Raw genomic sequence first — 26,709 nt, 5'->3', positions numbered from 1 at the left:
GTTTTTTGCCCGCCAAGACCTTCAGTGGATAGGGTGTTATGTCCGGAAAAGCGCAACAGCAGTCTCGCCTCAAAGAGTTGATCAGCCGCGGTCGTGAGCAGGGTTACCTGACTTACGCGGAGGTCAACGACCACCTGCCGGAGGATATTTCAGATCCGGAACAGGTGGAAGACATCATCCGCATGATTAACGACATGGGGATCAACGTATTCGAGAGTGCTCCGGATGCGGACGCCCTTCTGTTGGCCGAAGCTGACACTGACGAGGCAGCCGCTGAAGAAGCAGCCGCCGCGTTGGCAGCAGTCGAAACCGACATCGGTCGCACAACCGACCCGGTGCGCATGTACATGCGCGAAATGGGTACGGTCGAGCTTCTGACACGCGAAGGCGAAATCGAAATCGCCAAGCGTATCGAAGAGGGCATCCGTGAAGTGATGGGCGCGATTGCGCACTTCCCCGGCACAGTCGAGCACATTCTCTCCGAATACACGCGTGTCACCACTGAAGGTGGCCGCCTGTCCGACGTGCTCAGCGGTTACATCGACCCCGACGACGGCATTGCGCCGCCTGCCGAGGTCCCGCCGCCAATCGATCAGAAGGCCGAAAAGACCGATGTAGCTGACGATGACGACGAAGAATCCGCCGATGGCGACGACGAGGAAGAGGCCGAAAGCGGCCCGGACCCAGTCGTGGCTGCTCAGCGTTTCGGTGCGGTTTCAGACCAGATGGCGGTCGCCCTCAAGGCCCTGAAAAAGCATGGTCGTGGCAGCAAGCAGGCCAATGAAGAGTTGCTGGTCCTGGCAGAGCTGTTCATGCCGATCAAGCTGGTTCCAAAGCAGTTTGAAGGTCTGGTCGAACGTGTTCGCAGTGCGCTGGAGCGTCTTCGTGCACAAGAACGCGCCATCATGCAGCTGTGCGTGCGCGACGCTCGCATGCCTCGTGCTGACTTCCTGCGCCAGTTCCCAGGCAACGAAGTCGATCAGAGCTGGACCGACGCACTGGCCAAAGGCAAGAGCAAATATGCCGAAGCCATCGGTCGCCTGCAGGCTGATATCCAGCGTTGCCAGCAAAAGCTGACCGCGCTGGAAGAAGAAACCGGCCTGACCGTGCTGGAAATCAAAGACATCAACCGTCGCATGTCGATCGGTGAGGCCAAGGCCCGCCGCGCGAAGAAAGAGATGGTTGAAGCGAACTTGCGTCTGGTGATCTCGATCGCCAAGAAGTACACCAACCGCGGCCTGCAATTCCTCGATTTGATCCAGGAAGGCAACATCGGTTTGATGAAAGCGGTGGACAAGTTCGAATACCGCCGCGGTTACAAGTTCTCGACTTATGCCACCTGGTGGATCCGTCAAGCGATCACTCGCTCGATCGCCGACCAGGCACGCACCATTCGTATTCCGGTGCACATGATCGAGACGATCAACAAGCTCAACCGCATTTCTCGTCAGATGCTGCAGGAAATGGGTCGTGAACCGACGCCGGAAGAGCTGGGCGAACGCATGGAAATGCCTGAGGACAAGATCCGTAAGGTATTGAAGATCGCCAAAGAGCCGATCTCCATGGAAACGCCAATCGGCGACGACGAAGATTCGCATCTGGGTGACTTCATCGAAGATTCGACCATGCAGTCGCCAATCGATGTTGCTACCGTCGAAAGCTTGAAAGAAGCAACGCGTGAAGTGCTGTCGGGCCTTACCGCTCGGGAAGCCAAGGTCCTGCGGATGCGCTTCGGCATCGACATGAATACCGACCACACTCTTGAGGAAGTCGGTAAGCAGTTCGATGTCACGCGTGAGCGTATTCGTCAGATTGAAGCCAAGGCGCTGCGCAAGCTGCGTCACCCGACCCGAAGCGAACACCTGCGTTCGTTCCTGGACGAATAAGCAACACGCGTTAAAAACAAAACCCCCGGCCATGCCGGGGGTTTTTGCGTTTCAGCGAACAAGAAATCGGCAGTGTGCCACCTCCTCTTAGCGCAGCTACACTCGAAACATTCTTAACGCTGCGACGGAATGAGGCTGCCATGTTTTGGATGCCGGCCATTGCTTTCATGTGCTTGATAGGGTCGACGAACGTCGATGCTCAGATTCTTTCCCAAACTGAGACAACCTGGCCGAGCTTGCATGAGGGATCAATGCAAAGTACGGACACTGCTTCGCCGGATATTGAGCGTTCTACCGGCATCGGTCTTGGAGACGATGTCTTTCAACGCTTTGACGTCCGTTCTGCTCAGGTTTTGGCCTATGCCGAGGTGCATGACGCAAGTGACGACCAGGCAACGTCGCCCCGCCCTGTCCCCGACCCTCCAAGATTCTGGCGGGATTTTGTGTTGTATGGGCTTCCGGGGCTGGTGTTGCTTTCCACGATTTTGCTCATCGTTGTGCGCATCAACCGCCGCCTCAGCTCGGAAATCGCTCGCCGTGTAGCGTTGGAGCAGGAACTGCGAAGCAGCGAATACCATTATCGAGGGATGATCGAGAGCCTGTCGGCCATCGCGTGGGAAGCCAACACCCAAGACTATTCGTACAACTATGTTTCCCCTCATGCAGAGAATTTGCTTGGCTACCCGCTCCATCAATGGCTGAGACCCGGATTCTGGCGCAGCATCGTTCACCCAGCCGATCTGGACGCTGCCGAGGCCTACTGTGACGTCCAGACCAAATTGGGTAACGACCACAGCCTCGATTACCGGGTAATCAGCGCCGACGGTAGAACCCTGTGGATTCGCGACATCGTGACGCTGATTGCTTACGGCCAGGATCCGGTCATGCGCGGTCTGATGATCGACATCACAGAGGCGAAACAAACAGAAGAAGCGCTGCGTCAATCCGAGGAAAAGTTCGCCTCGGTGTTCGCTCAATGCCCGGACATTCTGGTGATTGCGCGATTGTCTGACGGGTGTTTCCTGGAAGCGAACCAGGCGTTCGTCGAACAGATCGGTCTCACCGCTGACCAAATTGTGGGTCGGACACCGAGTGAACTCGACATTTGGGGCATCCCTGACATTGGCCCGAGCCTTTTGCAGCGCTTGCAAAAGGGCAGCATTCGCAATCTGGAAATGCCGTTCCGCCGAAGCAACGGCCACACGTTTACCGGTCTGCTGTCAGCTGAGCCCTTCGATCTGGACTCCACTCCCGCAGTGGTTGTGGTCGTGCGTGACATCACCCCGCTGAAAGAGGCCCAGCAACAGCTGCAACTGTCCGAGGAAAAATTCGCCAAAGCCTTCCACTCGTCCCCCGACGGCTTGCTGATCTCGCGGCAAAGCGATGGGCTGCTGGTGGAAATCAATGACGGTTTCAGCCGAATCACGGGTTACCACAGCTCGCTGTCTCTGGATCGGACCACGCTGGACCTCGGAATCTGGGTCGACCTCAATGAACGCCAGCAATTGCTTGAGCAGCTCGCGCGCGACGGCTTCGTCAAAGACTTCACCAGCCATATTCGCCGTAGGGACGGTCAAATACGGCTGTGCGAAATATCGTCGCGCCCTCTGCCCATTGGCGGCGAAGACTGCATGCTGACCATCGCCCGCGACATTACCGAGCGCCACCAGATGCAGGAAAAACTGCAACTGGCCGCGACCGTTTTCGAGAGCACGGCTGAGGGCGTATTGATCACTGACACCCGTCAGCGGATCAACGCCGTCAACCGCGCCTTCAGCGAAATCACCGGCTACAGCGAGGGCGAAGCACTCGGGGAAACGCCGCGCCTCCTGGCCTCGGGACTGCACGACAGCGCGTTTTACGCTGCCATGTGGTATCAGCTGACCGCAGAAGGTCATTGGCAGGGCGAGATCAGCAATCGTCGAAAGAATGGCGAGATCTACCCCAGCTGGCTGACGATCAGCGCCGTGCGGAATCGGGACAGATTCATTACCCACTTCGTGGCCGTTTTCGCCGACATTTCCAGCCTGAAACAGGCTCAAGCACGTCTGGACTATCAAGCGCATCACGATCCGCTAACGGGTCTGCCAAACCGCACGTTGTTCGAAAGTCGGCTACATACCGCGTTAACGCACAGCAAAGCCGCCAACAGTCTTGGCGCAGTGCTATTTCTCGACCTGGATCGTTTCAAGCACATCAACGACAGCCTGGGGCACCCGGTGGGCGACTTGCTGCTCAAAGGCATCGCCCAGCGGCTGAAAGATAACCTTCGCGACATCGACACTGTCGCGCGACTCGGGGGTGACGAATTCATTATTTTGCTCCCTGGCCTGCACACAGACAGCGATGCAGAAGCGATCGCCACCAAACTGCTCAACAGCTTCTCAGCACCCTTCCAGGCCGGCGAGCACGAGTTCTTTATCAGTACCAGTATTGGCACCGCATTGTTCCCATCAGACGGCGCCGATGTGGCGACTCTTATCAAAAACGCTGACGCAGCGATGTACCGCTCCAAGGCCAAAGGCCGCAACCGCGTCGAAAGCTACACCCGTGACCTTACAGCCCAAGCCAGCGAGCGCATCGCACTGGAACACGAATTGCGGCGGGCCATAGAGCGCAACGAGCTCACGCTTTCCTACCAGCCAAAAATCAGTTTGCTTACACAACGATTGGTCGGCGCCGAAGCGCTTATCCGCTGGACTCACCCTACTTTTGGAGAGGTTCCACCTGAGCGGTTCATTCCTCTGGCAGAAGAGAACGGCATGATCCTACAGATCGGAGAGTGGGTATTGGAGCAAGCGTGTGAGCAGCTTCACCAGTGGAACCAGGCCTACGACGTTTTCGGCCCCCTCTCGGTGAACCTTGCGGGTGCGCAACTGCGACAACCGAATCTGGTGACCCGCATCGAAAACCTGCTCCACCAATACGCCCTCCAACCCGGCTGCCTGCAACTGGAGATCACCGAAAACTTCATCATGTCCCAGACTGAAGAAGCGCTCTCCGTCCTGCATCGGCTGAAAAAACTCGGCGTGCAATTGGCCATCGACGATTTCGGCACAGGCTATTCGTCCCTCAGCTACCTCAAACGCCTGCCATTGGACATCCTCAAGATCGACCAGTCCTTCGTCCGCGGCCTGCCGGACGACCCACACGATGCCGCGATTGTTCGCGCCATCATCGCCCTGGGACGCAGCATGCAACTGACCGTCATCGCCGAAGGCGTCGAAAACCTCGAACAGCAGCAGTTCCTCACCGACGAAGGCTGCGAACAGATCCAGGGCTACATCGTCAGCCTGCCCTTACGCCCCGACGAATTTTGCGCGACGTTTCTTCGTATGACGCTTTCAGACTTTTCGGATAGCACTGCACAGAAACCGTCGTTATAATCCGCCGCCTGACTGAGGGCCTATAGCTCAGTTGGTTAGAGCAGAGGACTCATAATCCTTTGGTCCACGGTTCGAGTCCGTGTGGGCCCACCACATCCAAAGCCGCGCATTGCGCGGCTTTTCTATTGCCGAGGTCGTTACCAAACTGATCACTCGCAGGACGCGAAAACACTAAATATTTTGAGCACAAGGACATGAAGAAATGACAGTTTGGGAAGCAGTGAAGAAGTCACGCCGGATGAAGTGGCTGGGCTTGGCGGTGATGCTGATTGGATTTACTCAACTGCTAATGGTTGCGGTACTTTCTATTTACGATCTCGGGACGCAGATGAAAGCTTCGTTCCTCAGCGGTATAGGCGACGAGCTCCAGAATCTCAGCCTGAGCGTCTATCAAGCCACGAGCTTTCTGGAGATTCTATGGGAAGCCACGCCTCGCCTCGACATTCACAATCCACTGACATTAGACACGCTGATGCTTGCTGGCATCATGGCTGTAATCGGCGCTGGAGCCTATATCCGAGGATGCGGCATTCAGCTTTTCAATGACATCGAGTCGATCAAGAAAAAGGCGAGAGACGAGATCTGGTTACGCTCGATGCTCCCGCAGGATCAGGCAGCTACCGTCATCAACCAGCCCGCAAGCGTTACGGTACTCTCTCTGCAAATGCCACCCGGAGAGGTCAAGAACTGGTGGGAGCGCCCTGCAGGAATCGTTTTGATTGGCCTGACGAGCACTTACCTCGCAGCGTTTCTCACGCGCATTTCCGGCCTGACTTAAGGATCAATTGGCGGCCGGGAGGGTCTTTAGTCCATGAACATCACTATGCCCCTCTTCATCCGCCGCCTCTTGCGCCCACTCCTGGATCCCTATCGCCGTTATCGTCACGCGCGCTATATCCACGCGGGGCGGATCGTTGTCGGTTTGCTGGTTTCCATTCTGCTGACAACCGGCATTCATCTGCCTCACGGCGAGTGGGCGTCGGTGACGATGTTGATCGTGATCGGTGGCTTGCAGCATCACGGGAATATCGGCAAGAAGTCGGTGGAGCGGGCCTATGGGACGTTGATCGGGGCGGCGTTGGGGTTGGCGGTGGTGGCGCAGGAAAGTTATCTGGGCATGCCGTTGCTGACGTACGTGATCATGTCGTTGATCTGCGGATTTTTCGCGTATCACGCGATCGGCAAAGGTGGGTACACGGCGCTGTTGTCAGCAATCACGCTGTTTATCGTCGCAGGGCACGGTGACAATCCGATCACCGACGGGCTGTGGCGCACGGTGGATATTCTGATCGGGATTGTCCTGGCACTGGCCTTTTCTTTCGCGTTGCCGCTGTATGCGGTGTATTCGTGGCGCTACAACCTGGCCAGCGGTTTGCGGGATTGCGCGAAGGTGTATGAGCGCATCAGCAGTGGGCAGTCGATGGCGGCGGATGAGCACTTGAAGCTGACGGCCAAGCTCAACGCAACGATGCTGCAACTTCGCTCGCTGATGCCCTCGGTGTCGAAAGAGGTGAAGATTTCGCTGGTGGAACTGGATGCGATTCAGGGTCATTTCCGCATGTGCCTGAGCACATTGGAGATCCTTTCCAACCTGCGTCCGGCGGACCTTGGCAATGCGGATATGAACGCCGAGCAGCGTCGGATTCGGCGCATGCTGATCGGAATGGCGAGAGCGTTGCAAAGTGGCGCGACTGAGCGTCTGGCGCGGCCGAGCGAGTCGTTGGCGGTCGGCCCGGAGGCGCCAGCGGTGTCAGCCGAAGTATTGGGGTATCAGCTGATGACCCGGCAACTGGCGCTGAACATTGAAGCCTTGCAGCAACGGCTGGCGCAGACGGCGAAGAAGTGGAAAATCTGAGCCCCTTCGCTGCCTGATCGATTCGTCAGTCGCTCAATACACCGAAGGCACCACCATTTCCCGAGGCACCGGCGCACGCAGGTAGTTGGCGTTGTACTCACGCTCTGGCAGCACCACGTGTGGCGATTCCACCTCGCCACGCGGGATTTGTTGCAGCAGGTGGTGGATGCAGTTCAATCGTGCGCGCTTTTTGTCATCGGCTTCGACGATCCACCAAGGCGCCACGTCGGTGTGGGAGCGGGTCAGCATTTCTTCTTTGGCGCGGGTGTAGTCTTCCCAACGACGACGGGATTCCAGGTCCATCGGCGACAGTTTCCACTGCTTCAGAGGGTCGTGGATGCGCATCAGAAAGCGGCGGTATTGCTCGTCGTCAGTGATGGAGAACCAATACTTGATGAGGATGATGCCCGAGCGTACCAGCATCTTTTCAAACTCTGGGACGGTACGGAAAAACTCCTCGTATTCATCGTTGTTGCAGAAGCCCATGACCCGCTCGACGCCGGCGCGGTTGTACCAGCTGCGGTCAAACAGGACCATTTCGCCTGCGGCGGGAAGGTGCGAAACGTAGCGCTGGAAATACCACTGCGTGCGCTCGCGCTCGCTGGGTGCTGTCAACGCAGCCACGCGGCAGACTCGAGGGTTGAGGCGCTGAGTGATGCGTTTGATCGCGCCGCCCTTCCCTGCCGCGTCGCGTCCCTCAAACAGCACGACGACTTTGAGCTTTTGGCTGACGACCCAATCCTGAAGTTTCACCAACTCACCTTGCAGACGCAGGAGTTCGCGGAAATACACGCGTCGGTCGATGCCTGTCGGGACTTCCTCGCCCAAATCTGACAGCAGGCCATCCAGGCGCGCATCGTCGTATTCCATCTCTAGCTCTTCGTCAAAGCTGTCGAGGATATCGGCGTGCATGTAGCGGGCGGTTTCGGATAAATCCAGACTCATGACAGAGCTCCCGGCGTGGATTTGAGGGTCAGGGAGCAAATTTAGACATGCCGGGAGTGACAGCTGAATGACAGAAAGGTGGCAACAGGGAAAAGTCCTATAGCCAATAGGCTCGTGCCTTAGGCAAATCTAGAACCGTGGACGCGAACGCAGTCGCGAAAGGCATCGAAGCAAACGGTGCATCTCGGATCGATGAACAACGGCATCGCGAGTGGATGCGCTCTCACAGCGTTACCCCCGGTCAAGAACCGGCGATTTCCACCGTAATCTGCTGCATGGCCCTGAACGGCGCCAACAGCGCGTCATCGGCTTGGGCAGCCGTGATCAGCGTCCATTCCCGCTCGATGGGGGTCCAATGTTGCTGACGTGCGCGGCCCAGTTTGTCGGCATCCGCGAGAACGAACACCTGCGCGGCGCGTTTGATGATGCATTCCTTCAGGTAGGCCTGCTGGTCGCTGGCTTCGCACAGACCGAATTCCGCGACCACACCGTCAGCCCCCATAAACGCCTTGTCGACGCTCAAACGGCTGAGCGTCAGTTCCGCAAGCGGGCCAAGCGTGCTCATGCTCGACCCGCGAAGGTCTCCGCCGATCAGGGTCAAGCGAATGCCTGGCGCGTTGGCGAGGGTCATCACGGCCAACAAATTGTTGGTGACGACGTGCACGTTCTGCCGCGAACACAGGTGCAAGGCCAAGGCCGCGCAGGTGGTGCCGCCGTCGAGCAGTACGGTGTCGCCCTCTTGAACATGCGTCGCGGCCACTTTGGCGATGGCGTCTTTCTGATCACGCTGCGCTGACTTGCGCTCGTCCAGCGAAGCTTCCGGCTCATGCACACCAATCAGCGCGGTAGCGCCGCCATGGGTGCGCACCAGATGCCGTTGCTTGGCGAGCATGGTCAGGTCGCGCCGCACGGTGGCTTCGGACACCCCCAACGTCGCGCTCAGTTGCTCAACATTGGTGTCGCGGGCGCGCACCAGTTCGAGAATGGCGCGATGACGGTCAATGGCTTTCATGGGCGGCCTCGTTTCGCAAAGGCCGTGATCTTACACGAGCGCGCCGCCACGGCTCATCCCCGACGCGTAGCGAGTTCAGCGCCCTGACGCAGCGCCTCAAGCAGGCTGCGCTCATCGGCAATGCCCTTGCCTGCGATATCGAACGCGGTGCCATGGTCCACGGACGTGCGAATGACTTCCAGACCCACTGTCACGTTGACCCCCGCTTCGAGGCCCAACACTTTCACCGGGCCATGACCCTGGTCGTGATACATCGCCACCACCAGATCGAAATCGCCACGACCGGCGCGGAAGAACAGCGTGTCTGCCGGCAACGGCCCCGTCACGTCCAGCCCTTGCGCTTGCAGGACTTTAACGGCCGGGATGATTTTTTCTTCCTCTTCGCCATAGCCGAACAGGCCGTTCTCGCCCGCGTGAGGGTTGATGCCGCACACGCCAATACGCGGTCTGGCGATGCCCGCTTTGATCAAGGTGGCGTTGCCGCGCTCGATAGTGCGCTGGACCAGTCCCGGCTCGATTTTGCGAATCGCATCGATGATGCCGATGTGAGTGGTCACGTGAATGACGCGCAAGTGCGGCGCGACGAGCATCATCGAAACTTCATCGACATGGGTCAGGTGCGCGAGCATTTCGGTATGACCGGGGTATTTGTGGCCCCCCGCGTGCAGCGCTTCTTTATTGAGCGGCGCAGTGCAGATGGCGTCGATCTGACCGGCCTCGGCCAGTTGCACGGCACGGGCGATGTACTGAAACGCGGCATCCCCGGCAATCGGCGACAGTTGGCCAAACGGCAGGTCAGTTGGGATCAGGTTCAAGTCGATGCAATCGATAACCCCCGGCTCGTATTGAGCTTCGGAAGCTTCCTTGATCCGACGGACCTTCGCGTTGCCGTTGACGATTGTGTTTGCCAGCTCCAGGCGCCCGGCATCGCCGATGACCAAGGGCCGGCATTGTTGATAGACCACGTCATGAACGAGGCTCTTGACGACGATTTCCGGGCCAACGCCCGTCGCGTCGCCCATGGTGATGCCGATGACGGGCAGATAGTTACTCATGATATTTACCTTGTGACGCAGAAGTCGGGACAGGGTCTGCGCTGTATCGCGCAGGTTCTACAGCGTTATTCATGTGCAGCCAGGCGGCGTAAAGCGCGTGGTCGGTGCCGAACGCGCCAGCCTTGGTCACGACGCCGGGGCGATGACCGTCTTGAGTTGAAATGGGCAGCCCGAATGCGACGCCGGCTTCGATCTCGCACAGCAACTGCAGGCTGCCGATGCCCGCTGCGCCGAGCATGGCGCGCGCGGTCTCGCCGCCAGTGGCCACCAGACCGCCGACGTGAGCAAAATGCGGGCGCACCATCGCGGCCAGTTGAGTCGAGAGTTGAGCGCCCTCGGCAGGATTGAACGCGTCGTCGCGGCCTATGCGCAGCAGCAGATCGTCGCCACCGCGCAGGTACGCACGAATCCGCAGTTCCCAGCCGGCCCAATCCCCATGCGCTGGGCCCTGCCGCAGCACCGCTGGCGGCACTACCAATTCGCCAATGTCCGCGCGTTCTTTCAGCAAGGCGCATTGGCGTTCGGAAACGCTCGACAGGCTGCCGACCAACACCAATGTCGGCGCATATTTTTCACGTGGAGCGACGGGCGTTTGTGCGGGCGTGGATAGCAGATACGGCAGCGCAGCGAGCTCGCGCGCCAGTCCACCCGAGCCCACCCAGAACAGCGGCGCGTTGATGGTCGTCGTGGCGACCGCAAGGGTACGCAGGTCTTCAGTGGTCTCGGCATCCACAATCAGCGCATCGGCTTCGCTGTGGGCGACTTCGGTGATGTGCTGCAGCAGTGCGGCAGAACTCCCCCGCAGCGCCTCCAACGAGAGCTTGGCGACACGCAGGCCGGCATCGCCCAACATCGACGCGATGTCTGCCGAGCGATCAGCGTGCTCGAGTTTCCAAGTGTCAGTGGTTTCCAGCGGCTGCCCGTTGACCATCACTCGGCCGCTCAAGGTCGTGCGACCTGTGGCGGGAAAGGCCGGGGCGATGATGGCCAGCCCGACGTGCGGCTGCAAGGCGGCCACCTCAGCGGCCCAGTTGCCGCGCAGGGTCGAGTCGATTTTTTTGTACAGACGTTGCCCCGGTTTGCGCAGGGTCTGCCAAGCGGTCAGCGTGCGCTCGCCTGCCTGCGCCACCGACAAGCGACGGGTGTCGGTGTCGATGGCGACCACACTGGCCGCACCCGTGTCGTGGGCGGCGTCAAGGGTCACCACCGTGCTCAGTCCTGCGCCGGCAAAGGCGATCGCGCAATCTGCCGCGCCCGACAGATCATCGGCAATGATCAGCAGTGTCATCGAACGACCTCCCGCTCCGTATTCACGTCCGCGGTTTTTGCCGGGTGACGCTCTTTGTAGCGTTTGGCGACGGAGGCCGTGAGAATCGGCGACAGGACAGCCGTCACCACCACACAGGCAGCCACCAGCAAGGTCGCGGAATTGGCGGCCTCGGTGTAAACCGGGTTAGCGGCGGCCACGAGTGCGGGCACCGCCGCCGCGTTACCGGCCGTGTTCGCGGCTGCGACGCCTGCCACCCCCGTACCGCCAGACACGCGATCAGCGAAATACAGCGGGATACCGGTCAGCACCACCACGGCCAAGCCGAGGCCGATACCGAGCAGCCCGGCTTGCCAGACCTTATGCAGGTCCAGACTTGCGCCCAATGCCAACGCAAAGAACGGGATCATCACCGGCACGGCCTTGGCCAGAAAGTCGCGCATCTCGCGGTCAAGATTTCCCAACAGCATGCCCAGGAGCAACGGCAGAATCGCGCCGACCAGGGTTGGCCAGGGGAACGCGGCCAACCCGGCAACGCCCAATGTGACCATGGTCAAGAACGGGCCGGATTCCAGCGACATCACCGAGTACGCGCCCACGTCTTCGGAACGCCCGTACTGGCCCATCAACGCCATGTACAGGCCGCCGTTGGTGTCGTTCATCGCGGCCACGACCGCCAGAGTCGAAAGTCCGGCGAAGATGCCTGAGGTGATCGGCTGCTCGCCAAGGAAGTGGCCCATGATCACGCCGATCACAATCGCGGTGCCAACTTTGGTGCCGAACAGCACCCCGCCTTTTTTCAGCAGGTAAGGCGTGGCTTTGATGTCGATGCTGGCGCCCATGCACACGTAGAACACCGCGAGAATCGGCAGTGAACCGGTAAACAGTGCATTGGTGAACGAGCCGAAGAATTTCGGCATGTCAGGGAGGAAGGTCGCAACGAGTGAGCCAATCAACAGCGGCACGATCATCATGCCGCCGGGTACACGTTCAATACTGCGCTTGATAGGAATCTGGGCCATGGCGGGTACTCTTTGTTTTTATAGTGCGTGCGATGAATGCGTTTGAGTTGAGCGAAATGATCATATGCCTGATCGATTTGCTCAAAAGAGCTTATTCCAACGCCACGAAATGCGCAAATCGATCATTAGCATGATCGATTCGAGCATTTTTTATGAGGACGGGTAAGAGAATCAGTACGTGGGTGGGGTAATGACCCAGAGCACCACAGCATCGCTATCGCCGGGGTTGCCGTAACGGTGGGGCTCCTGACTGGAGAACCGGAAACTGTCGCCTTCTGCAAGCTGGAAGTGCCGCTCGCCTACCCACAACTCGAATGTGCCGCTCAGCACGTAGCCGACTTCCTCACCTTCGTGGGTATAGCTGGTGCGGTTGTAAGCGCCGGGCGGGAATCGCGAATGGACCATTTCGATCTGGCCGCTGGGGCTAGGCGTGAGCAATTGGTCGTAGATGCCATCGTCGTAATGAATGTTTTGTCGGCTCTCCTTGCGCACCACGTACCCGGCATCCGCTTCGCTGACGTCGGATTTGGTGGAGAAAAACCACTGGATGTTCACACCCAGGCAACGACCGATTTTCAGCAACGTGTCCACCGATGGGCGCGACAGGTCGCGCTCCAGCTGGCTGATGTAGCCCACTGAAAGCTGACTGCGTTTTGCCAGCTCGGCGAGAGTCAGCCCTTGGCGCTTGCGCAGGCCACGAATGCGCTCGCCCAGAAAGCTTTCGCCCGCCGTCAGGTGTTCGGCTTCTGAATCTACCGTCTTGGCGCGGTCGTGGATTTTTCCATTGCTCATCGTGCTGCTCCGATACCTGTGTGCGAGGTCCGCCAAACGTGGCGCAGTTTAAGCGGCTGAGGCTGAAAAAAGTCGATCCGCACAAGGCACTGGGATCGATTTTTGGGCGAAGTGAAAATTTAGCTATTTTTTTCACTAAAAAATCATTGTGATCTTCTTTTTTCATAAACCGTGGATTAGTCTCTAGGCACCCCGCTGTCAGTTTCGCGGGCCTAAAACAAAAATGAACACCCTGCGGACGGCGGGTCCGTCGTCACACATGTGCAGCCTTGCTTTCCCGTTTTTCAAACCATTGCCTGTTTCTATCCGTTTACCCCTGTGCAGCCGGGGTACGCCCTTGTGCGCCTTCGTCTGCGAAAAAAGAGCCCTACGGCCGTAAGGAAAAATGTCGATGAACAGTAAGAAACTGAAAATTGCATGTGCGGTATTGATGCTTGCTCCTTTGTCCGCATTCGCCGCCGAAAACCTGGTGATCGTGGGCTTCGGCGGTGCGGCGCAGAAGATTCAGAACACCACCCTCTTCGAGCCCTTCGCCAAAAAAGCAGGCGTGAGCGTGGTGCAGACCGAATACAACGGGGAAATGGCCAAGATCAAGGTGATGGCCGAAACCGGGCACGCGGACTGGGACGTTGTGCAAGTCGAAGCCCCGGACCTTGAGCGTGGGTGCGCCGAGGGACTGTTCGAGAAGCTGGAATGGCCGAAGCTGGCGGGCGGCCAGTCATTGATAGAAGGCGCCCAGCAAGAATGTGGCTCTGCGGCGCTGGTCTGGGGCATGCCGCTGGTGTACGCCACCGACAAAGTCAAAACGGTGCCTTCAAGCTGGGCGGATTTCTGGGACACCGACAAATACCCTGGCAAACGCGGCCTGCGCAAAGGCGCCATGTACACCCTCGAGTACGCACTGCTGGCGGATGGCGTAGCCCCCGCCGATGTCTACAAAGTGTTGAGTACTCCGGCTGGCGTCGATCGTGCATTCGCCAAGTTGGACAAACTCAAACCCTACATCCAGTGGTGGGAAGCTGGCTCGCAACCGATGCAATGGCTGGCGTCGGGCGACATCGTCATGACCACCACTTTCAGCGGGCGCGGTGCAGTGGCGGCCAGCGAAGGCCTGAAAGTGGCGCCGATCTGGAAAGGCTCGCTCTACAGCATGGATTACTGGACCATCGTCAAAGGCTCGCAGCACAAGGACGCGGCGAACAAATTCATCACCTACGCCAACGATCCGGTGCCGCAGCAAGCCTTTTCTCAAGCCATTGCCTATGGCGTGACCAATAAGGCCCTGAGCGACAAACTGGACCCGAGCAAAGCCCCGTGGATTCCGACTTCGCCGCAAAACATGGCCGTCGCAGTGCCGTTGAATATCGAGTTCTGGGTCGATCACGGTGAAGAGTTGGAAGAACGCCTGAATGCCTGGCTCGCACGCTGAATAGGCCAGTGACCGACACCCTCGGAGGAAACATGACACACGCGTACAGCCCGCAGGAATGGCAACTCAGGCAGGAACTGGCGGCCTGCTATCGCCTGATCGCACACTTCAAGATGACCGATCTGATTTACACCCATCTGTCCCTGCGTATACCGGGGCCTGAGCATCATTTCCTGATCAACCCGTATGGACTGATGTTCGAAGAAATCACAGCCTCCAATCTGGTGAAAATCAACCTCGACGGCAACAAGGTCGAGGCCTCTCAGTACCCGGTCAACCCGGCGGGATTCGTGATTCACAGCGCGATCCACCGGGCTCGGGACGACGCACAATGCGTGCTTCATACGCACACCAAGGCGGGTTGTGCAGTGGCGGCGCAGGAGGAGGGCTTGCTGCCGGTGAATCAGATTTCGATGGAGTTCTATGGCCGCGTGGGCTATCACGACTATGAAGGCATCGCGCTGGACTTCAGTGAGCAGCAGCGTCTGGTGGCGGACTTGGGCGATCACTCGGTCATGATCCTGCGCAACCACGGCTTGCTGACCGTCGGGAGCAGCGTCAAGCAAGCGTTCCTGCGCATGTATTACCTGGAAAAAGCCTGCGAAATTCAGATCGCGGCGCAGGCGGGTGGCACGTTGCGTTTACCCCCGGAGGACGTACGCGTGCGCACTGAGCGCCAGTTCAACGCGCCGGGCCAAGGGGTGGCGGAAGGTGAGTTGAGCGACGCGGATTCGGTCGATTTTGCCTGGGCCGCGCTGTTGAGAATGCTGGATCGCGTGGCGCCGGACTACAAACACTAACGTCACCGACCTTCGGTAGCAGCCTGCCATCCATCCTCGGCAACGGGTAACATCACCCGCTTGCCGATGGAGATCTCCCCTTGTCCGACTCACGCCCACCCGCCCTTGATGACGTCGACCGTCAGTTGATCGCTGCGCTGCAAATCAATGCGCGGGAGCCGGTCGCCAATCTCGCCCGCCAGTTGGGCATTGCCCGAACTACTGTCACCTCGCGTCTCGCCCGTCTGGAGAGAGCGAAAATCATCACCGGCTATGGCGTGCGTCTCAGTCAGCGAGTGGTAGACGGGGGGTTGCAGGCCTACGTCGGCATCACGGTGCAACCGCGCTCGGGCAAAGAAGTGTTGCGCCGTTTGAGCGCCCTGGCCCAAGTGCAGCAGCTGTGCGCGGTGAGCGGCGAGTTCGACTACGTCGCCTGGTTGCGCACCGATTCGCCTGAACAGCTGGATCAATTGCTGGACCTGATCGGCAGCGTCGACGGTGTGGAAAAGACCACGACTTCAATCATCCTCAGCAGCAAAATTGATCGTGGACAGCCCGTCTGATGGTCGTTACGACGTATGAAGTCGTCATATCGCACAGAATCGCGACGAAACGACGACACTTTGCGTCTTATTAACGTCGCAACTGTTATCTAGACTTTCCCCTTTCGCGCCACAGCCGATTAAGGTCAGTCATGAAGAACAATCGCCACCCCGCCGACGGCAAAAAACCGATCACGATTTTTGGCCCGGATTTCCCGTTTGCCTTCGACGACTGGATTGAGCATCCCGCAGGGCTGGGCAGTATTCCAAGTGACAACCTCGGCAAAGAAGTGGCGATCGTCGGCGCAGGCATTGCCGGACTCGTTGCTGCCTACGAGCTGATGAAACTGGGCCTCAAACCGGTGGTTTACGAAGCCTCAAAAATGGGCGGTCGTTTGCGCTCGCAACAATTCGAGGGCGCCGAGGGCATCATCGCCGAGTTGGGCGGGATGCGTTTTCCGGTGTCGTCCACCGCGTTTTATCACTACGTCGACAAGCTCGGCCTTGAATCGAAGCCCTTCCCCAACCCGTTGACCGCAGCGTCTGGCAGCACGGTGATCGATCTGGAAGGCACGACGCATTACGCACAGAAGCTGTCAGATTTGCCTGCGCTGTTTCAGGAAGTGGCTGACGCCTGGGCGGACGCCCTGGAAGATGGCGCGCAGTTCGCCGACATTCAGCAAGCCATTCGTGATCGTGATGTGCCGCGTTTGAAAGAGCTGTGGGACAAGCTCGTCCCGCTGTGGGACGACCGCACCTTTTACGACTTCGTCGCCACGTCCAAAGCTTTCGCAAAACTTTCGTTCTATCACCGTGAAGTGTTCGGCCAGGTCGGCTTCGGCACGGGCGGCTGGGACTCGGACTTCCCGAACTCGATGCTGGAAATCTTTCGCGTGGTCATGACCAACTGCGACGATCACCAGCACCTGATTGTCGGCGGCGTCGAGCAAGTGCCGCTGGGCATCTGGCGGCATGCGCCGGAGCGTTGTGCTCACTGGCCTGAAGGCACCAGCCTCTCCACCCTGCATCACGGCGCCCCCCGCACCGGGGTCAAACGCATCGCCCGCGCCGCCGACGGCCAGTTCGCGGTCACTGACAATTGGGGCGACACCCGTCACTACGACGCCGTGCTAGCCACCTGCCAGAGCTGGCTGCTGACCACACAGATCGAATGCGAAGAGTCGCTGTTCTCGCAAAAGATGTGGATGGCGCTGGACCGCACCCGCTACATGCAGTCGTCGAAAACCTTCGTAATGGTCGATCGCCCCTTCTGGAAAGACAAAGACCCGGAAACCGGTCGCGACCAGATGAGCATGACCCTCACTGACCGCCTGACGCGCGGCACCTACCTGTTCGATAACGGCACCTATTCCAACGGCACCGAGAAGCCGGGAGTAATTTGTCTGTCGTACTCGTGGATGAGCGACGCGCTGAAAATGCTGCCGCACCCGGTGGAAAAACGCGTGAGCCTGGCGCTCGGCGCTTTGAAAAAGATCTACCCAAAGGTGGATATCGCCGCGCGCATCATCGGAGATCCGATCACCGTGTCGTGGGAAGCTGACCCGCATTTCCTCGGCGCATTCAAAGGCGCGCTGCCAGGCCACTATCGCTACAACCAGCGGATGTACGCGCACTTCATGCAAAAGGACATGCCTGACGAGCAACGCGGCATTTTCATCGCGGGCGACGACGTGTCCTGGACACCCGCCTGGGTAGAGGGCGCAGTGCAGACCTCGCTCAATGCGGTGTGGGGCATCATGACCCATTTCGGCGGCAAGACCCACGCCGAGAACCCAGGGCCGGGCGATGTGTTCCACGAAATCGGCCCCATCGTGCTACCCGAATAAGGAGACCGCCATGCGCGTTGCCCTGTATCAATGCCCGCCTGTGCCATTGGACGTGAGTGGCAATCTGTCGCGGCTCCGGACACAAGCGACGGAAGCGGCTAAACAGGGCGCCGCGCTGTTGGTGCTTCCGGAGATGTACCTGAGCGGCTACAACATCGGCGCACAGGCCGCTCACGACCTGGCGCAGCCCTGCGATGGGCCTGCCGCTCAGGCGATTGCCGACATCGCCAAAGAAAACGGCATTGCCATTCTGTATGGCTATCCCGAGTTGAGTGCCGAAGGGCGTGTCTATAACGCCGTACAGTTGATCGACGCGCAAGGGTCATCTCGCTGCAACTACCGTAAGACGCATCTATACGGCGACCTGGATAAGTCGATGTTCAGCGCAGGCGACGAGCATTTTCCGGTGGTGGAATTCAACGGCTGGAAGCTCGGATTTCTGATTTGCTACGACGTGGAATTTCCCGAGAACACACGGCGTCTGGCGTTATCGGGCGTCGACCTGATTCTGGTGCCAACCGCCAACATGGCCCCCTACGATTTCGTCTGTGAAGTCACCGTTCGGGCCCGGGCGTTCGAGAACCAGTGTTATCTGGTGTACGCGAATTACTGCGGCAGCGAAGGCCAAATTCAGTACTGCGGACTGAGCAGCATTTGCGCGCCGGATGGCAAACAGATCGGGCGCGCGGGACATGAAGAGGCGTTGGTCATTGCCGATCTGGATCGGCAGGTGATGAGCGAGTCGCAGGCGATCAACACTTACTTCAAGGATCGGCGGCCGGGGTTTTATTCGGGGTTGGCCAAAAACTGAAAGGCGGTTGTGCTCCTCTGGCCACTTGCCTTCTGTGGGAGTGCCTTCGCTCACGAATGGGCCGGTACATCTCCAACAGACTCAACGAACGAGAGTAAGCCTTCGTGCGCAAGCTCACTCCCACAGCTACTGGGTGGCTACACCCGAATCTCTACAATCCGCTAGCATGACGAATCACTTTCCTACGCTATCGCGGATATCTTCATGCCGGTGCCCGATTCAACCACCCATCGTTCTCTGACCTTGCCCAACGGCTTGCGAGTGGTGCTGTGTTCCGCGCCGCGCCTGAAGCGTTGTGCAGCGGCGTTGCGGGTGGCGGCGGGCAGTCATGATGTGCCGACACAATGGCCCGGCTTGGCGCACTTTCTTGAGCATCTTTTCTTCTTGGGCACAGAGCGGTTTCCCGCAGATCAGAATCTGATGGCCTACGTGCAGCGCCACGGCGGGCAGGTGAACGCCAGCACACGCGAGCGCACCACCGATTTCTTCTTCGAGTTGGCTCCGCCGCTGTTCAATGCGGGGGTGGAGCGGCTGTGCGACATGCTCGCTCATCCGCGCCTGCGCCTGGCCGACCAGTTGCGCGAACGAGAGGTGCTGCACGCGGAATTCATCGCATGGTCGCGCGACGATGGGTCTCGCGATCACCTGAAACGCCTTCAGCCGCTCTCGGCCCTGCACCCGCTGCGCGGGTTTCATGCGGGCAATCGCTTCAGCCTCCCCGTTCCACGTCCGGCGTTTCAGCGGGCGTTGCAGGATTTCTACCAAACGTTCTATCAGGCCGGTCAGATGACCCTGAGCCTTGCCGGCCCGCAGACGCTGGAAGAATTGCAGGCAATGGCGACAACATTTGGCCGCGTTTTCCCTGCCGGCCGTAGGGTCGAACAGCAGAAACCGCCTGCATTGATGCATAAGCAAGCCGGTGAGTCGCCGAGCGAAGATGAGCCGCGTCAGATGCATTTGATGTTCGCGTGCGAAGGCCTGCCGCAGGGACACGAACAGGCGGCGGTATTTCTTTGCACCTGGGTGAACAATGCGCAGCCGGGCGGGTTGGTGGCGCAACTGCGGGAACGAGGGCTGATTGAGTCGCTGAAGGCTCATGTGGTGTATGCGTTTGCCGGACAAGTCTTGTTCGAGATCGAGATTGCGCTTGCTGACGCCATCGCGAGCGATTCCACTCCTACAGATCACCTGCAGCCGCCTGCAGGAGTGAGCGTGCTCGCGAAAACGTCGGTGCAAGCCACGCACATCTACGGCCTGATCTTCAATTGGCTGACGTTCTTCAAAGCGAACTACCCCGCACTGCTTGACGAATACGAGCGGCTGCAACAGCGGCATATGGACGTCAGCAACGCCCTCGCCCTTGCGAGGCATTACAGTGCGGGTCACGCACCCTCGGGCGTGCAAGCCGAAGCCATTGACGCGCTGCTTGATCAACTCACGCCAAGCCACCTGCTGTACCCCATCAGCCCCGCCGCTATCAATGACGTCACTTGGCACCTGCCCAGTCCCAACCCGTTCTTGCGCGAAAGCGAGACGCCCGAAACCGCTGTGTCGTTACCGCCTGCACTGACCGTCAGCGATGCTCTCCCAGCCATCGGCGAAGCCACGATTTACTTGCGCTGGACGCTCCCCTCACCGCAGCCCACGTTGCATCGCATGCTCGTCGAAAGCCTCAAGCCTCTCATTGCCGACGCACAACAGGCGGGCGTCACGCTGGCGTTTGAAGCGTACGGCCCTTACTGGCAACTCAAACTGAGCGGTTTCGCCGACCCTTTCCCGGCCATCTTGGAGCAAGGGCTGACACTCCTTGGCGAACCGTCTGATGAATCCCTCGCCCGTTACGCAGCGCCAAGCCGCGAGCCCGCGCCGATTCCGATTCGCCAATTGCTCAAGACCTTGCCTGATCATTTTTTGAACAGCCCAGTCGGCAAGGAATCGATCGACCTGCGAAGCATCTGGTCAAACGCGCGTTGGACGGGGTTTGCCGCTGGATTCCCACACAATGACCGAGGACCATTAGCCCTCGCGCTGACGCGTATTCCGGGCATCCCCGAACATCATTCGGCGTCTGCCGCGCTGCAGGCCGCGGATCAACGTTGGCAAATCGAGACGTCAGAATCGTCCGAAGATGCTGTGCTGATGTTTTACCCGACGCCGACAAACAGCATCGAAGATGAAGCGGCCTGGCGATTTTTCTCACATTTGACGCAGGCACCTTTCTACCAACGCCTTCGCGTCGAACTGCAGTTGGGCTACGCGGTATTCAGTGGTTTCCGACAGATTGCCGGGCATGGCGGGATGTTGTTTGGCGTGCAATCCCCCAGCGTCAGCGCGTCGCAATTGGTGGAACACATCAAGACGTTCATGAACACGTTACCAGCGCAAATCGAAACCGCTGATGTACCGGCGCAACTCCTCGCGCTACAGAACCAGCTCGACCCTGCCGTCATGGACTTTCAAACCTCTGCCGAAATGTTGTGGCAGGCGCACCTTGCAGGGCACGGCGCCGACTACGTCGCTCGTCTGCAACATTCATTTGCACATCTTCATCGAGAAGACATATTGGACGCCGCGAAAAGGGTAGCGCTGTCTTGCACCCCTCTATTGTGCCTATCCAACCGCGCCGGGCCAGGCAGATAGGGACGCAAAGGCCTACGATCATTGCCTGAGATGCAAAACGCTTTCTCCGAACTTTCATCATTGGCCCTGCGATATTTTTAGTAACATAGCTGCCTAAGCATTTGAACGTCTCCTCTTGCAGGTGTACTAAAGATGTACCTACCCACCGCTGCATTCACCCGGAAGGAGTTTCCTATGTCGTGGACTAAACCTGCTTACACCGATCTGCGTATCGGCTTTGAAGTCACCATGTATTTCGCTAGCCGTTGATGGTTGCGCGATGAAAAGCCTCGGTTCGCCGGGGCTTTTTTGTTACAGGATTAAAGATTTTCAGGCGTGGCGTTCAGCACGTCTTCGGGCAGCACAGCCCTCTTTGGTACGGAGTACACATGCACATCCAGATTCTCGGCTCGGCGGCAGGCGGCGGTTTTCCTCAGTGGAATTGCAACTGCGTCAACTGCGCAGGCTTCCGCGAGGGTAGCCTGAGGGCTCAGGCGCGCACTCAGTCGTCCATCGCCTTGTCAGATGACGGCGTGAATTGGGTCTTGTGCAATGCGTCTCCCGACATCCGCGCGCAGCTTCAAGGCTTTGCGCCCATGCAGCCGAATCGTGGTCTGCGCGACACCGGCATCAGTGCCATCGTCCTGATGGACAGCCAGATCGATCACACCACAGGCCTGCTGAGTCTGCGCGAAGGTTGCCCGCACCAGGTCTGGTGCACGGACATGGTTCACGAGGACCTGACCACAGGGTTTCCGCTGTTCAACATGCTCAAGCACTGGAACGGCGGCTTGGTCTGGAATCGCATCGAGCTGGGGGGCAGCTTCGTCATCCCCGCCTGCCCTAACCTGCGGTTTACGCCTTTTCCTCTGCGCAGCGCCGCACCGCCCTACTCGCCCCACCGATTCGACCCACACCCCGGCGATAACATTGGCTTGCTGGTCGAAGATACACGGAGCGGCGGCAAGCTGTTTTATGCACCAGGCCTGGGCAAAGTCGACGACGCCCTCATGGAGAAAATGAGCGGCGCCGACTGTCTGTTGGTAGACGGCACGATGTGGGACGACGACGAGATGAAGCGTCGCGGCGTAGGCACCCGCACGGGTACAGAGATGGGCCACCTGGCACAGAACGGCCCCGGCGGCATGCTGGAAGTGCTGGAAAAACTGCCGACGCAGCGCAAGGTGCTGATTCACATCAACAACACCAACCCGATTCTTGATGAGGACTCCCCCGAGCGTGCCGAACTGGCCCGCCGCGAGGTTGAAGTCGCCTTTGATGGCATGAGCATCGAGTTGTAGGAAAACGCAGGTCAACCTGAGGGCGTGAGCTTGCTCGCGAAAGCGTCGGATCAGCCAGCATTTAAGGCACAGACATATCGCATTCGTGAGCAAGCTCACTCCCACAGGATCTGCAGAAACTCTTGAGGAAAAGTCCGACATGAGTGAGCAAACGCCACTGTCCCCTGCCGAATTCGAACAGGCCCTTCGCGCCAAAGGCGCGTACTACCACATCTATCACCCGTTCCACGTGGCGATGTACGAAGGCCGCGCTACTCGCGAGCAGATTCAGGGCTGGGTCGCCAACCGCTTCTATTACCAGGTCAACATCCCCCTGAAAGACGCCGCGATTCTGGCCAACTGCCCTGACCGCGAGATTCGTCGCGAATGGATTCAGCGCCTGCTCGACCACGACGGCGCCCCCGGCGAAGACGGCGGCATTGAGGCGTGGTTGCGTTTGGGGCAGGCCGTAGGTCTGGATCCTGACCAACTGCGTTCGCAGGAATTGGTCCTGCCAGGCGTACGATTTGCCGTGGATGCTTATGTGAATTTCGCCCGCCGCGCCAACTGGCAGGAAGCGGCGAGCAGCTCGCTGACGGAGCTGTTCGCGCCGCAGATTCACCAGTCGCGTCTGGACAGCTGGCCGCAGCACTATCCCTGGATCGATCCCGCAGGTTACGAATACTTCCGCACCCGCCTGGGTCAGGCCCGTCGCGACGTTGAACACGGCCTTGCGATCACCCTGCAGCACTACACGACCCGGGAAGGCCAACAGCGCATGCTGGAAATCCTCCAGTTCAAACTCGACATTTTGTGGAGCATGCTGGACGCCATGAGCATGGCCTACGAACTGAATCGCCCGCCTTATCACAGCGTCACCGACCAGCGCGTCTGGCATAAAGGAATCGCCCTATGACCTTCAATCGTAACCAGGTGCCAAGCTGGCGCCGGGGCTACCGCTTCCAGTTCGAGCCCGCGCAAAACGGCCATGTGCTGCTGTACCCCGAAGGCATGATCAGGCTGAATGAAAGCGCCAGCGAGATCGGCAGCCTGATCGACGGCCAACGCAGCGTCGGTGAGATCATCGCGCTGCTCGACGCTAAATTTCCCGGCGTTCCCGAGCTCGGCACCGACGTCGAGCAATTCATGGAGGTCGCCCGTGCCGAACACTGGATCGAACTTGCCTGAGTCCGCGATCAACGACACCAAGATCCACATCCCGCCCACCCCTCCGGTCGGGCTGCCATTGTGGCTGCTCGCCGAGCTGACCTACCGCTGTCCGCTGCAATGCCCGTATTGCTCCAACCCGCTGGATTTCGCCAAGCAGGGTCAGGAGCTGACGACCGAACAGTGGTTCAAAGTGATGGCCGAAGCGCGGCAAATGGGCGCCGCGCAGATTGGTTTTTCCGGTGGCGAGCCGCTGGTGCGTCAGGACTTGGCCGAGCTGATCGCCGAGGCGCGACGGCTGGGCTTCTACACCAATCTGATTACGTCGGGCATCGGCCTGACCGAGCAGAAAATCATCGACTTCAAGGAAGCAGGTCTCGATCACATCCAGATCAGCTTTCAGGCCAGCGACGAGCAGGTGAACAACATGCTCGCGGGGTCGAAAAAAGCCTTCGCGCAGAAGCTGGAAATGGCCCGGGCCGTGAAGAAACATGGTTACCCGATGGTGCTGAACTTCGTTACGCATCGGCACAACATCGACAAAATCGACAAAATCATCGAGCTGTGTGTGGCGCTGGAAGCCGATTTCGTCGAATTGGCGACTTGCCAGTTCTACGGCTGGGCGCAGTTGAACCGCGTGGGCCTGCTGCCCACCAAGGATCAACTGGTGCGTGCCGAACGCATCACCAATGAATACCGCGAGAAGCTCGCCGCCGAGAACCACCCGGTCAAGCTGATCTTCGTCACCCCTGATTACTACGAAGAGCGGCCGAAAGCCTGCATGAACGGCTGGGGCAATCTGTTCCTGACGGTCACGCCCGACGGCACCGCCCTGCCTTGCCACGGCGCGCGGCAGATGCCTATTCAGTTTCCCAACGTGCGCGATCACACGATGCAGCACATCTGGTACGAGTCGTTCGGCTTCAACCGCTTTCGCGGGTACGAATGGATGCCCGAGCCATGTAGGTCGTGTGACGAGAAAGAGAAGGACTTTGGCGGCTGCCGCTGTCAGGCCTTCATGCTCACGGGGGATGCCAGCAATGCAGACCCGGTGTGCAGCAAGTCGCCGCAACACAGCCTGATCACCCAAGCCCGCGACGAAGCCGAGTATGCTAGCCAGACCATCGAGCAACTGGCTTTCCGCAATGAACGAAACTCTCGCCTCATCGCCAAATCCTGACCTCTTTTCTGCCGCCCAAGCTGTGGCGGCAGGCATCGATTTCGCCGAACTGAGCGTCAGCCCAGCAGGCCTTTTCTGGAATGAATTTCGCCCTCAGGATGCCGCTTCACGCATTTGGCGCTGGCACGACGGTACAACCACCTGCCTGACGCCGGACGGTTTCAGCGCTCGTAGCCGGGTTTACGAATACGGCGGCGGATCGTTCTGCCTCACCGACGACGCAGTGGCGTTCGTCAACGAGGCTGACCAGCAGATCTACGTTCAATCTTTCGATTCCAACGTCCCGCAAGCACTGACCGAAGGTGACAAACGCTACGGCGATGTCCGATTCGCTCGTGGACAAATTCTGGCCGTTGAGGAAGAAAAAGACGTTCACCGTCTCGTGGCGATCAATCTTGTGGATGGCCGGCGCGAGGTGCTGGCCGAGGGCGCCGACTTTTACGCATCGCCAACCCTGAGCCCCGATGGTCAGCGGCTGGTGTGGATCGAATGGTGGCGCCCCCATCAGCCGTGGACGTCTACCCGGTTGTTAAGCATGGAGCGCCAGCCCGATGCGACGTGGGGGCGCGCGCATTGCCTGGCGGGAGGACTCGGTCTTGAAGCGCTGCAACAACCGCGTTTCGACGCCCAGGGCCGCTTATATTGCCTGACCGACCGCGCCGGGTTCTGGCAGCCGTGGGTCGAGACGCTGGAAGGGCTGGAAGCCTTGCCTGCAGCCAAAGCCGACCATGCGCCAGCGCCTTGGCAGCTGGGCGGGTCGAGCTGGCTGCCGTTAAATGATGGCGCTTACCTCGCCACTTGGTCCGAAGAAGGAACGGGGGTGCTGGGGGTGCGTTCGGCTGACAACACGCTGGAAAGTTTCGGCGCTGATTACAGCCGTTTTCGCAGCCTGGCGATGGACGATCAGTACCTGTATTGCATCGCCGCATCGGCCGTTAGTCCTTCCGCCGTGCTCGCGATCAGCCGCAACGATAAGCGCATTCAAGTGCTGGCTGGCGGTGTCGCGCCCCTGCCTGTCGAGCGCATTAGTCGGCCGCAAACCCTGCGCTATCCAAGCGGACATGCAGAAGCCCACGGGTATTTCTACCCGGCCATGAACGGTGAAGCGAGACCGCCGTTGGTGGTGTTCATCCACGGCGGGCCTACGTCGGCCTGTTACCCGGTGCTGGACCCGCGCATTCAATACTGGACGCAGCGCGGCTTCGCAGTTGCCGATCTCAATTACCGAGGCAGCACCGGCTACGGCCGAGCGTACCGTCAGGCGCTGTTTCTGGAATGGGGCGTGGTCGATGTGGAAGACGCCTGCGCGGTGGTCGAGCATCTTGGCAATCAGGGCTTGGTTGATCCGGACAACGCGTTCATCCGCGGCGGCAGCGCAGGCGGCTACACGACCTTATGCGCGTTGGCGTTCAAGGATGTGTTCCGCGCAGGCGCGAGTCTTTACGGCGTAAGCGATCCCTTGGCGCTGGCCGAGGCGACGCATAAGTTCGAGGCAGATTATCTGGACTGGCTGATTGGCGATCCGGACATCGACATGGCCCGTTACAAAGCGCGCACACCGCTGTTACATGCTGACCGGATCAAAGTGCCGGTGATCTTCTTCCAGGGCGAACTCGACGCCGTGGTCGTTCCCGCCCAGACCCGCGACATGCTTAACGCGCTACAGGAAAAGGGCATCCCCGCCGAAGCTCATTTCTACCCCGACGAACGCCATGGCTTTCGCAAGGCCAGCAATCAGGCTCATGCGCTGGAGACCGAATGGGCGTTTTATCGGAAGGTGATGGAGGGGTGATGCGCTCGCTTTCTAAGGGACGACGCTGACTTTTGTGGGAGCC

The 26,709-nt window shown here is 59.2% G+C and carries 21 protein-coding genes, 1 tRNA gene and 1 pseudogene; 17 read left to right on the top strand and 6 right to left on the bottom strand.

Annotated features, from left to right (window positions below):
• The first annotated feature begins 38 nt into the window (after positions 1–38).
• The 5 genes and pseudogenes from rpoD to B3N48_RS20025 all read left to right on the top strand — a co-directional run bounded on the left by rpoD (position 39) and on the right by B3N48_RS20025 (position 7,127).
• Positions 39–1,886 carry an RNA polymerase sigma factor RpoD gene (rpoD, locus tag B3N48_RS20045; RefSeq protein WP_296186758.1) on the top strand — a complete coding sequence of 616 codons (1,848 nt, stop codon included), beginning with the start codon at positions 39–41 and terminating at the stop codon, positions 1,884–1,886.
• Positions 1,887–2,296: 410 nt separating this feature from the next.
• Positions 2,297–5,272, top strand: a pseudogene (locus tag B3N48_RS20040) (sensor domain-containing protein); the annotation flags it as partial.
• Positions 5,273–5,288: 16 nt separating this feature from the next.
• A tRNA-Ile gene (locus B3N48_RS20035) sits at positions 5,289–5,365 on the top strand.
• A gap of 109 nt (positions 5,366–5,474) precedes the next feature.
• Positions 5,475–6,050 carry a hypothetical protein gene (locus B3N48_RS20030; protein WP_296186756.1) on the top strand — a complete coding sequence of 192 codons (576 nt, stop codon included), beginning with the start codon at positions 5,475–5,477 and terminating at the stop codon, positions 6,048–6,050.
• Positions 6,051–6,083: 33 nt separating this feature from the next.
• The gene (locus B3N48_RS20025; RefSeq protein ID WP_296186755.1) at positions 6,084–7,127 is read left to right on the top strand and encodes an FUSC family protein; all 1,044 of its coding nucleotides are present in this window, start codon (positions 6,084–6,086) and stop codon (positions 7,125–7,127) included.
• Between the two features lie 33 nt (positions 7,128–7,160).
• On the opposite strand, the gene ppk2 is transcribed toward B3N48_RS20025, so the two are convergent.
• From ppk2 to B3N48_RS19995, 6 genes are all read right to left on the bottom strand, one after another.
• On the bottom strand, positions 7,161–8,072 hold the full coding sequence (ppk2, locus tag B3N48_RS20020; protein ID WP_296186753.1) for a polyphosphate kinase 2: 912 nt from the start codon (positions 8,070–8,072) through the stop codon (positions 7,161–7,163).
• A gap of 241 nt (positions 8,073–8,313) precedes the next feature.
• On the bottom strand, positions 8,314–9,084 hold the full coding sequence (locus tag B3N48_RS20015; protein WP_296186750.1) for a DeoR/GlpR family DNA-binding transcription regulator: 771 nt from the start codon (positions 9,082–9,084) through the stop codon (positions 8,314–8,316).
• 53 nt (positions 9,085–9,137) lie between these two features.
• Complete coding sequence (pdxA, locus tag B3N48_RS20010; protein ID WP_296186748.1) at positions 9,138–10,139, bottom strand: 4-hydroxythreonine-4-phosphate dehydrogenase PdxA; 1,002 nt, start codon at positions 10,137–10,139, stop codon at positions 9,138–9,140.
• Entirely contained in the window at positions 10,132–11,427 is a 1,296-nt protein-coding gene (locus tag B3N48_RS20005; protein WP_296186746.1) for a four-carbon acid sugar kinase family protein, read from the bottom strand. The genes pdxA and B3N48_RS20005 overlap by 8 nt, the downstream gene beginning before the upstream one ends.
• Positions 11,424–12,428, bottom strand: a complete 1,005-nt coding sequence (locus tag B3N48_RS20000; protein ID WP_296186745.1) for a 2-keto-3-deoxygluconate permease — start codon at positions 12,426–12,428, stop codon at positions 11,424–11,426. Before B3N48_RS20000 ends, B3N48_RS20005 begins: the two co-directional genes overlap by 4 nt.
• A 171-nt stretch (positions 12,429–12,599) precedes the next feature.
• Positions 12,600–13,220: a helix-turn-helix domain-containing protein gene (locus B3N48_RS19995; RefSeq protein ID WP_296186743.1), complete on the bottom strand. Its 621-nt coding sequence runs from the start codon at positions 13,218–13,220 to the stop codon at positions 12,600–12,602.
• 385 nt (positions 13,221–13,605) lie between these two features.
• On the opposite strand from B3N48_RS19995, the gene B3N48_RS19990 reads away from it, so the two are divergent.
• The 12 genes from B3N48_RS19990 to B3N48_RS19935 all read left to right on the top strand — a co-directional run bounded on the left by B3N48_RS19990 (position 13,606) and on the right by B3N48_RS19935 (position 26,666).
• A complete protein-coding gene (locus tag B3N48_RS19990; RefSeq protein WP_414704262.1) occupies positions 13,606–14,649 on the top strand; it encodes an ABC transporter substrate-binding protein in 1,044 nt (347 codons plus the stop codon).
• Positions 14,650–14,681: 32 nt separating this feature from the next.
• Positions 14,682–15,449: a class II aldolase/adducin family protein gene (locus tag B3N48_RS19985; protein ID WP_296186740.1), complete on the top strand. Its 768-nt coding sequence runs from the start codon at positions 14,682–14,684 to the stop codon at positions 15,447–15,449.
• A gap of 80 nt (positions 15,450–15,529) precedes the next feature.
• A complete protein-coding gene (locus tag B3N48_RS19980; RefSeq protein ID WP_296186736.1) occupies positions 15,530–15,991 on the top strand; it encodes an Lrp/AsnC family transcriptional regulator in 462 nt (153 codons plus the stop codon).
• Between the two features lie 131 nt (positions 15,992–16,122).
• Entirely contained in the window at positions 16,123–17,817 is a 1,695-nt protein-coding gene (locus B3N48_RS19975; RefSeq protein WP_296186735.1) for a flavin monoamine oxidase family protein, read from the top strand.
• Positions 17,818–17,827: 10 nt separating this feature from the next.
• Entirely contained in the window at positions 17,828–18,628 is an 801-nt protein-coding gene (locus B3N48_RS19970; RefSeq protein ID WP_296186733.1) for a carbon-nitrogen hydrolase family protein, read from the top strand.
• A gap of 204 nt (positions 18,629–18,832) precedes the next feature.
• On the top strand, positions 18,833–21,268 hold the full coding sequence (gene pqqF, locus B3N48_RS19965; protein WP_296186732.1) for a pyrroloquinoline quinone biosynthesis protein PqqF: 2,436 nt from the start codon (positions 18,833–18,835) through the stop codon (positions 21,266–21,268).
• A 174-nt stretch (positions 21,269–21,442) separates the two neighbouring features.
• Positions 21,443–21,517 (top strand): pyrroloquinoline quinone precursor peptide PqqA, encoded by a 75-nt coding sequence (gene pqqA / locus B3N48_RS19960; protein WP_003422658.1) that lies wholly within the window; start codon positions 21,443–21,445, stop codon positions 21,515–21,517.
• Between the two features lie 119 nt (positions 21,518–21,636).
• Positions 21,637–22,548, top strand: coding sequence for a pyrroloquinoline quinone biosynthesis protein PqqB (gene pqqB / locus B3N48_RS19955; RefSeq protein ID WP_296186730.1), 912 nt, complete (start codon positions 21,637–21,639; stop codon positions 22,546–22,548).
• Positions 22,549–22,687: 139 nt separating this feature from the next.
• A complete protein-coding gene (gene pqqC / locus B3N48_RS19950; protein ID WP_296186729.1) occupies positions 22,688–23,443 on the top strand; it encodes a pyrroloquinoline-quinone synthase PqqC in 756 nt (251 codons plus the stop codon).
• Entirely contained in the window at positions 23,440–23,715 is a 276-nt protein-coding gene (pqqD, locus tag B3N48_RS19945; RefSeq protein WP_296186727.1) for a pyrroloquinoline quinone biosynthesis peptide chaperone PqqD, read from the top strand. Before pqqC ends, pqqD begins: the two co-directional genes overlap by 4 nt.
• A complete protein-coding gene (gene pqqE / locus B3N48_RS19940; protein ID WP_296186725.1) occupies positions 23,687–24,874 on the top strand; it encodes a pyrroloquinoline quinone biosynthesis protein PqqE in 1,188 nt (395 codons plus the stop codon). Before pqqD ends, pqqE begins: the two co-directional genes overlap by 29 nt.
• Entirely contained in the window at positions 24,840–26,666 is a 1,827-nt protein-coding gene (locus B3N48_RS19935; protein ID WP_296186723.1) for a S9 family peptidase, read from the top strand. The genes pqqE and B3N48_RS19935 overlap by 35 nt, the downstream gene beginning before the upstream one ends.
• Positions 26,667–26,709: the final 43 nt, after the last annotated feature.

Origin of the sequence: Pseudomonas sp. UBA1879 (assembly GCF_002338065.1) — a bacterium.
Lineage (GTDB): Bacteria > Pseudomonadota > Gammaproteobacteria > Pseudomonadales > Pseudomonadaceae > Aquipseudomonas.
The sequence above is the reverse complement of the archived record's forward strand: the minus strand, read 5'-3'. Positions and strand labels throughout refer to the sequence as shown.

Bases quoted from the DNA above. Each gene is read 5' to 3' on its own strand.
- B3N48_RS19935 (WP_296186723.1), top strand. From the start codon at position 24,840: ATGAACGAAACTCTCGCCTCATCGCCAAATCCTGACCTCTTTTCTGCC.
- pqqD (WP_296186727.1), top strand. From the start codon at position 23,440: ATGACCTTCAATCGTAACCAGGTGCCAAGCTGGCGCCGGGGCTACCGC.
- B3N48_RS20025 (WP_296186755.1), top strand. From the start codon at position 6,084: ATGAACATCACTATGCCCCTCTTCATCCGCCGCCTCTTGCGCCCACTC.
- B3N48_RS19990 (WP_414704262.1), top strand. From the start codon at position 13,606: ATGTCGATGAACAGTAAGAAACTGAAAATTGCATGTGCGGTATTGATG.
- B3N48_RS19995 (WP_296186743.1), bottom strand. From the start codon at position 13,220: ATGAGCAATGGAAAAATCCACGACCGCGCCAAGACGGTAGATTCAGAA.
- ppk2 (WP_296186753.1), bottom strand. From the start codon at position 8,072: ATGAGTCTGGATTTATCCGAAACCGCCCGCTACATGCACGCCGATATC.
- B3N48_RS19985 (WP_296186740.1), top strand. From the start codon at position 14,682: ATGACACACGCGTACAGCCCGCAGGAATGGCAACTCAGGCAGGAACTG.
- B3N48_RS19975 (WP_296186735.1), top strand. From the start codon at position 16,123: ATGAAGAACAATCGCCACCCCGCCGACGGCAAAAAACCGATCACGATT.
- B3N48_RS20030 (WP_296186756.1), top strand. From the start codon at position 5,475: ATGACAGTTTGGGAAGCAGTGAAGAAGTCACGCCGGATGAAGTGGCTG.
- pdxA (WP_296186748.1), bottom strand. From the start codon at position 10,139: ATGAGTAACTATCTGCCCGTCATCGGCATCACCATGGGCGACGCGACG.
- pqqF (WP_296186732.1), top strand. From the start codon at position 18,833: ATGCCGGTGCCCGATTCAACCACCCATCGTTCTCTGACCTTGCCCAAC.
- B3N48_RS20005 (WP_296186746.1), bottom strand. From the start codon at position 11,427: ATGACACTGCTGATCATTGCCGATGATCTGTCGGGCGCGGCAGATTGC.
- rpoD (WP_296186758.1), top strand. From the start codon at position 39: ATGTCCGGAAAAGCGCAACAGCAGTCTCGCCTCAAAGAGTTGATCAGC.
- B3N48_RS20015 (WP_296186750.1), bottom strand. From the start codon at position 9,084: ATGAAAGCCATTGACCGTCATCGCGCCATTCTCGAACTGGTGCGCGCC.
- pqqB (WP_296186730.1), top strand. From the start codon at position 21,637: ATGCACATCCAGATTCTCGGCTCGGCGGCAGGCGGCGGTTTTCCTCAG.
- B3N48_RS19970 (WP_296186733.1), top strand. From the start codon at position 17,828: ATGCGCGTTGCCCTGTATCAATGCCCGCCTGTGCCATTGGACGTGAGT.
- pqqC (WP_296186729.1), top strand. From the start codon at position 22,688: ATGAGTGAGCAAACGCCACTGTCCCCTGCCGAATTCGAACAGGCCCTT.
- B3N48_RS20000 (WP_296186745.1), bottom strand. From the start codon at position 12,428: ATGGCCCAGATTCCTATCAAGCGCAGTATTGAACGTGTACCCGGCGGC.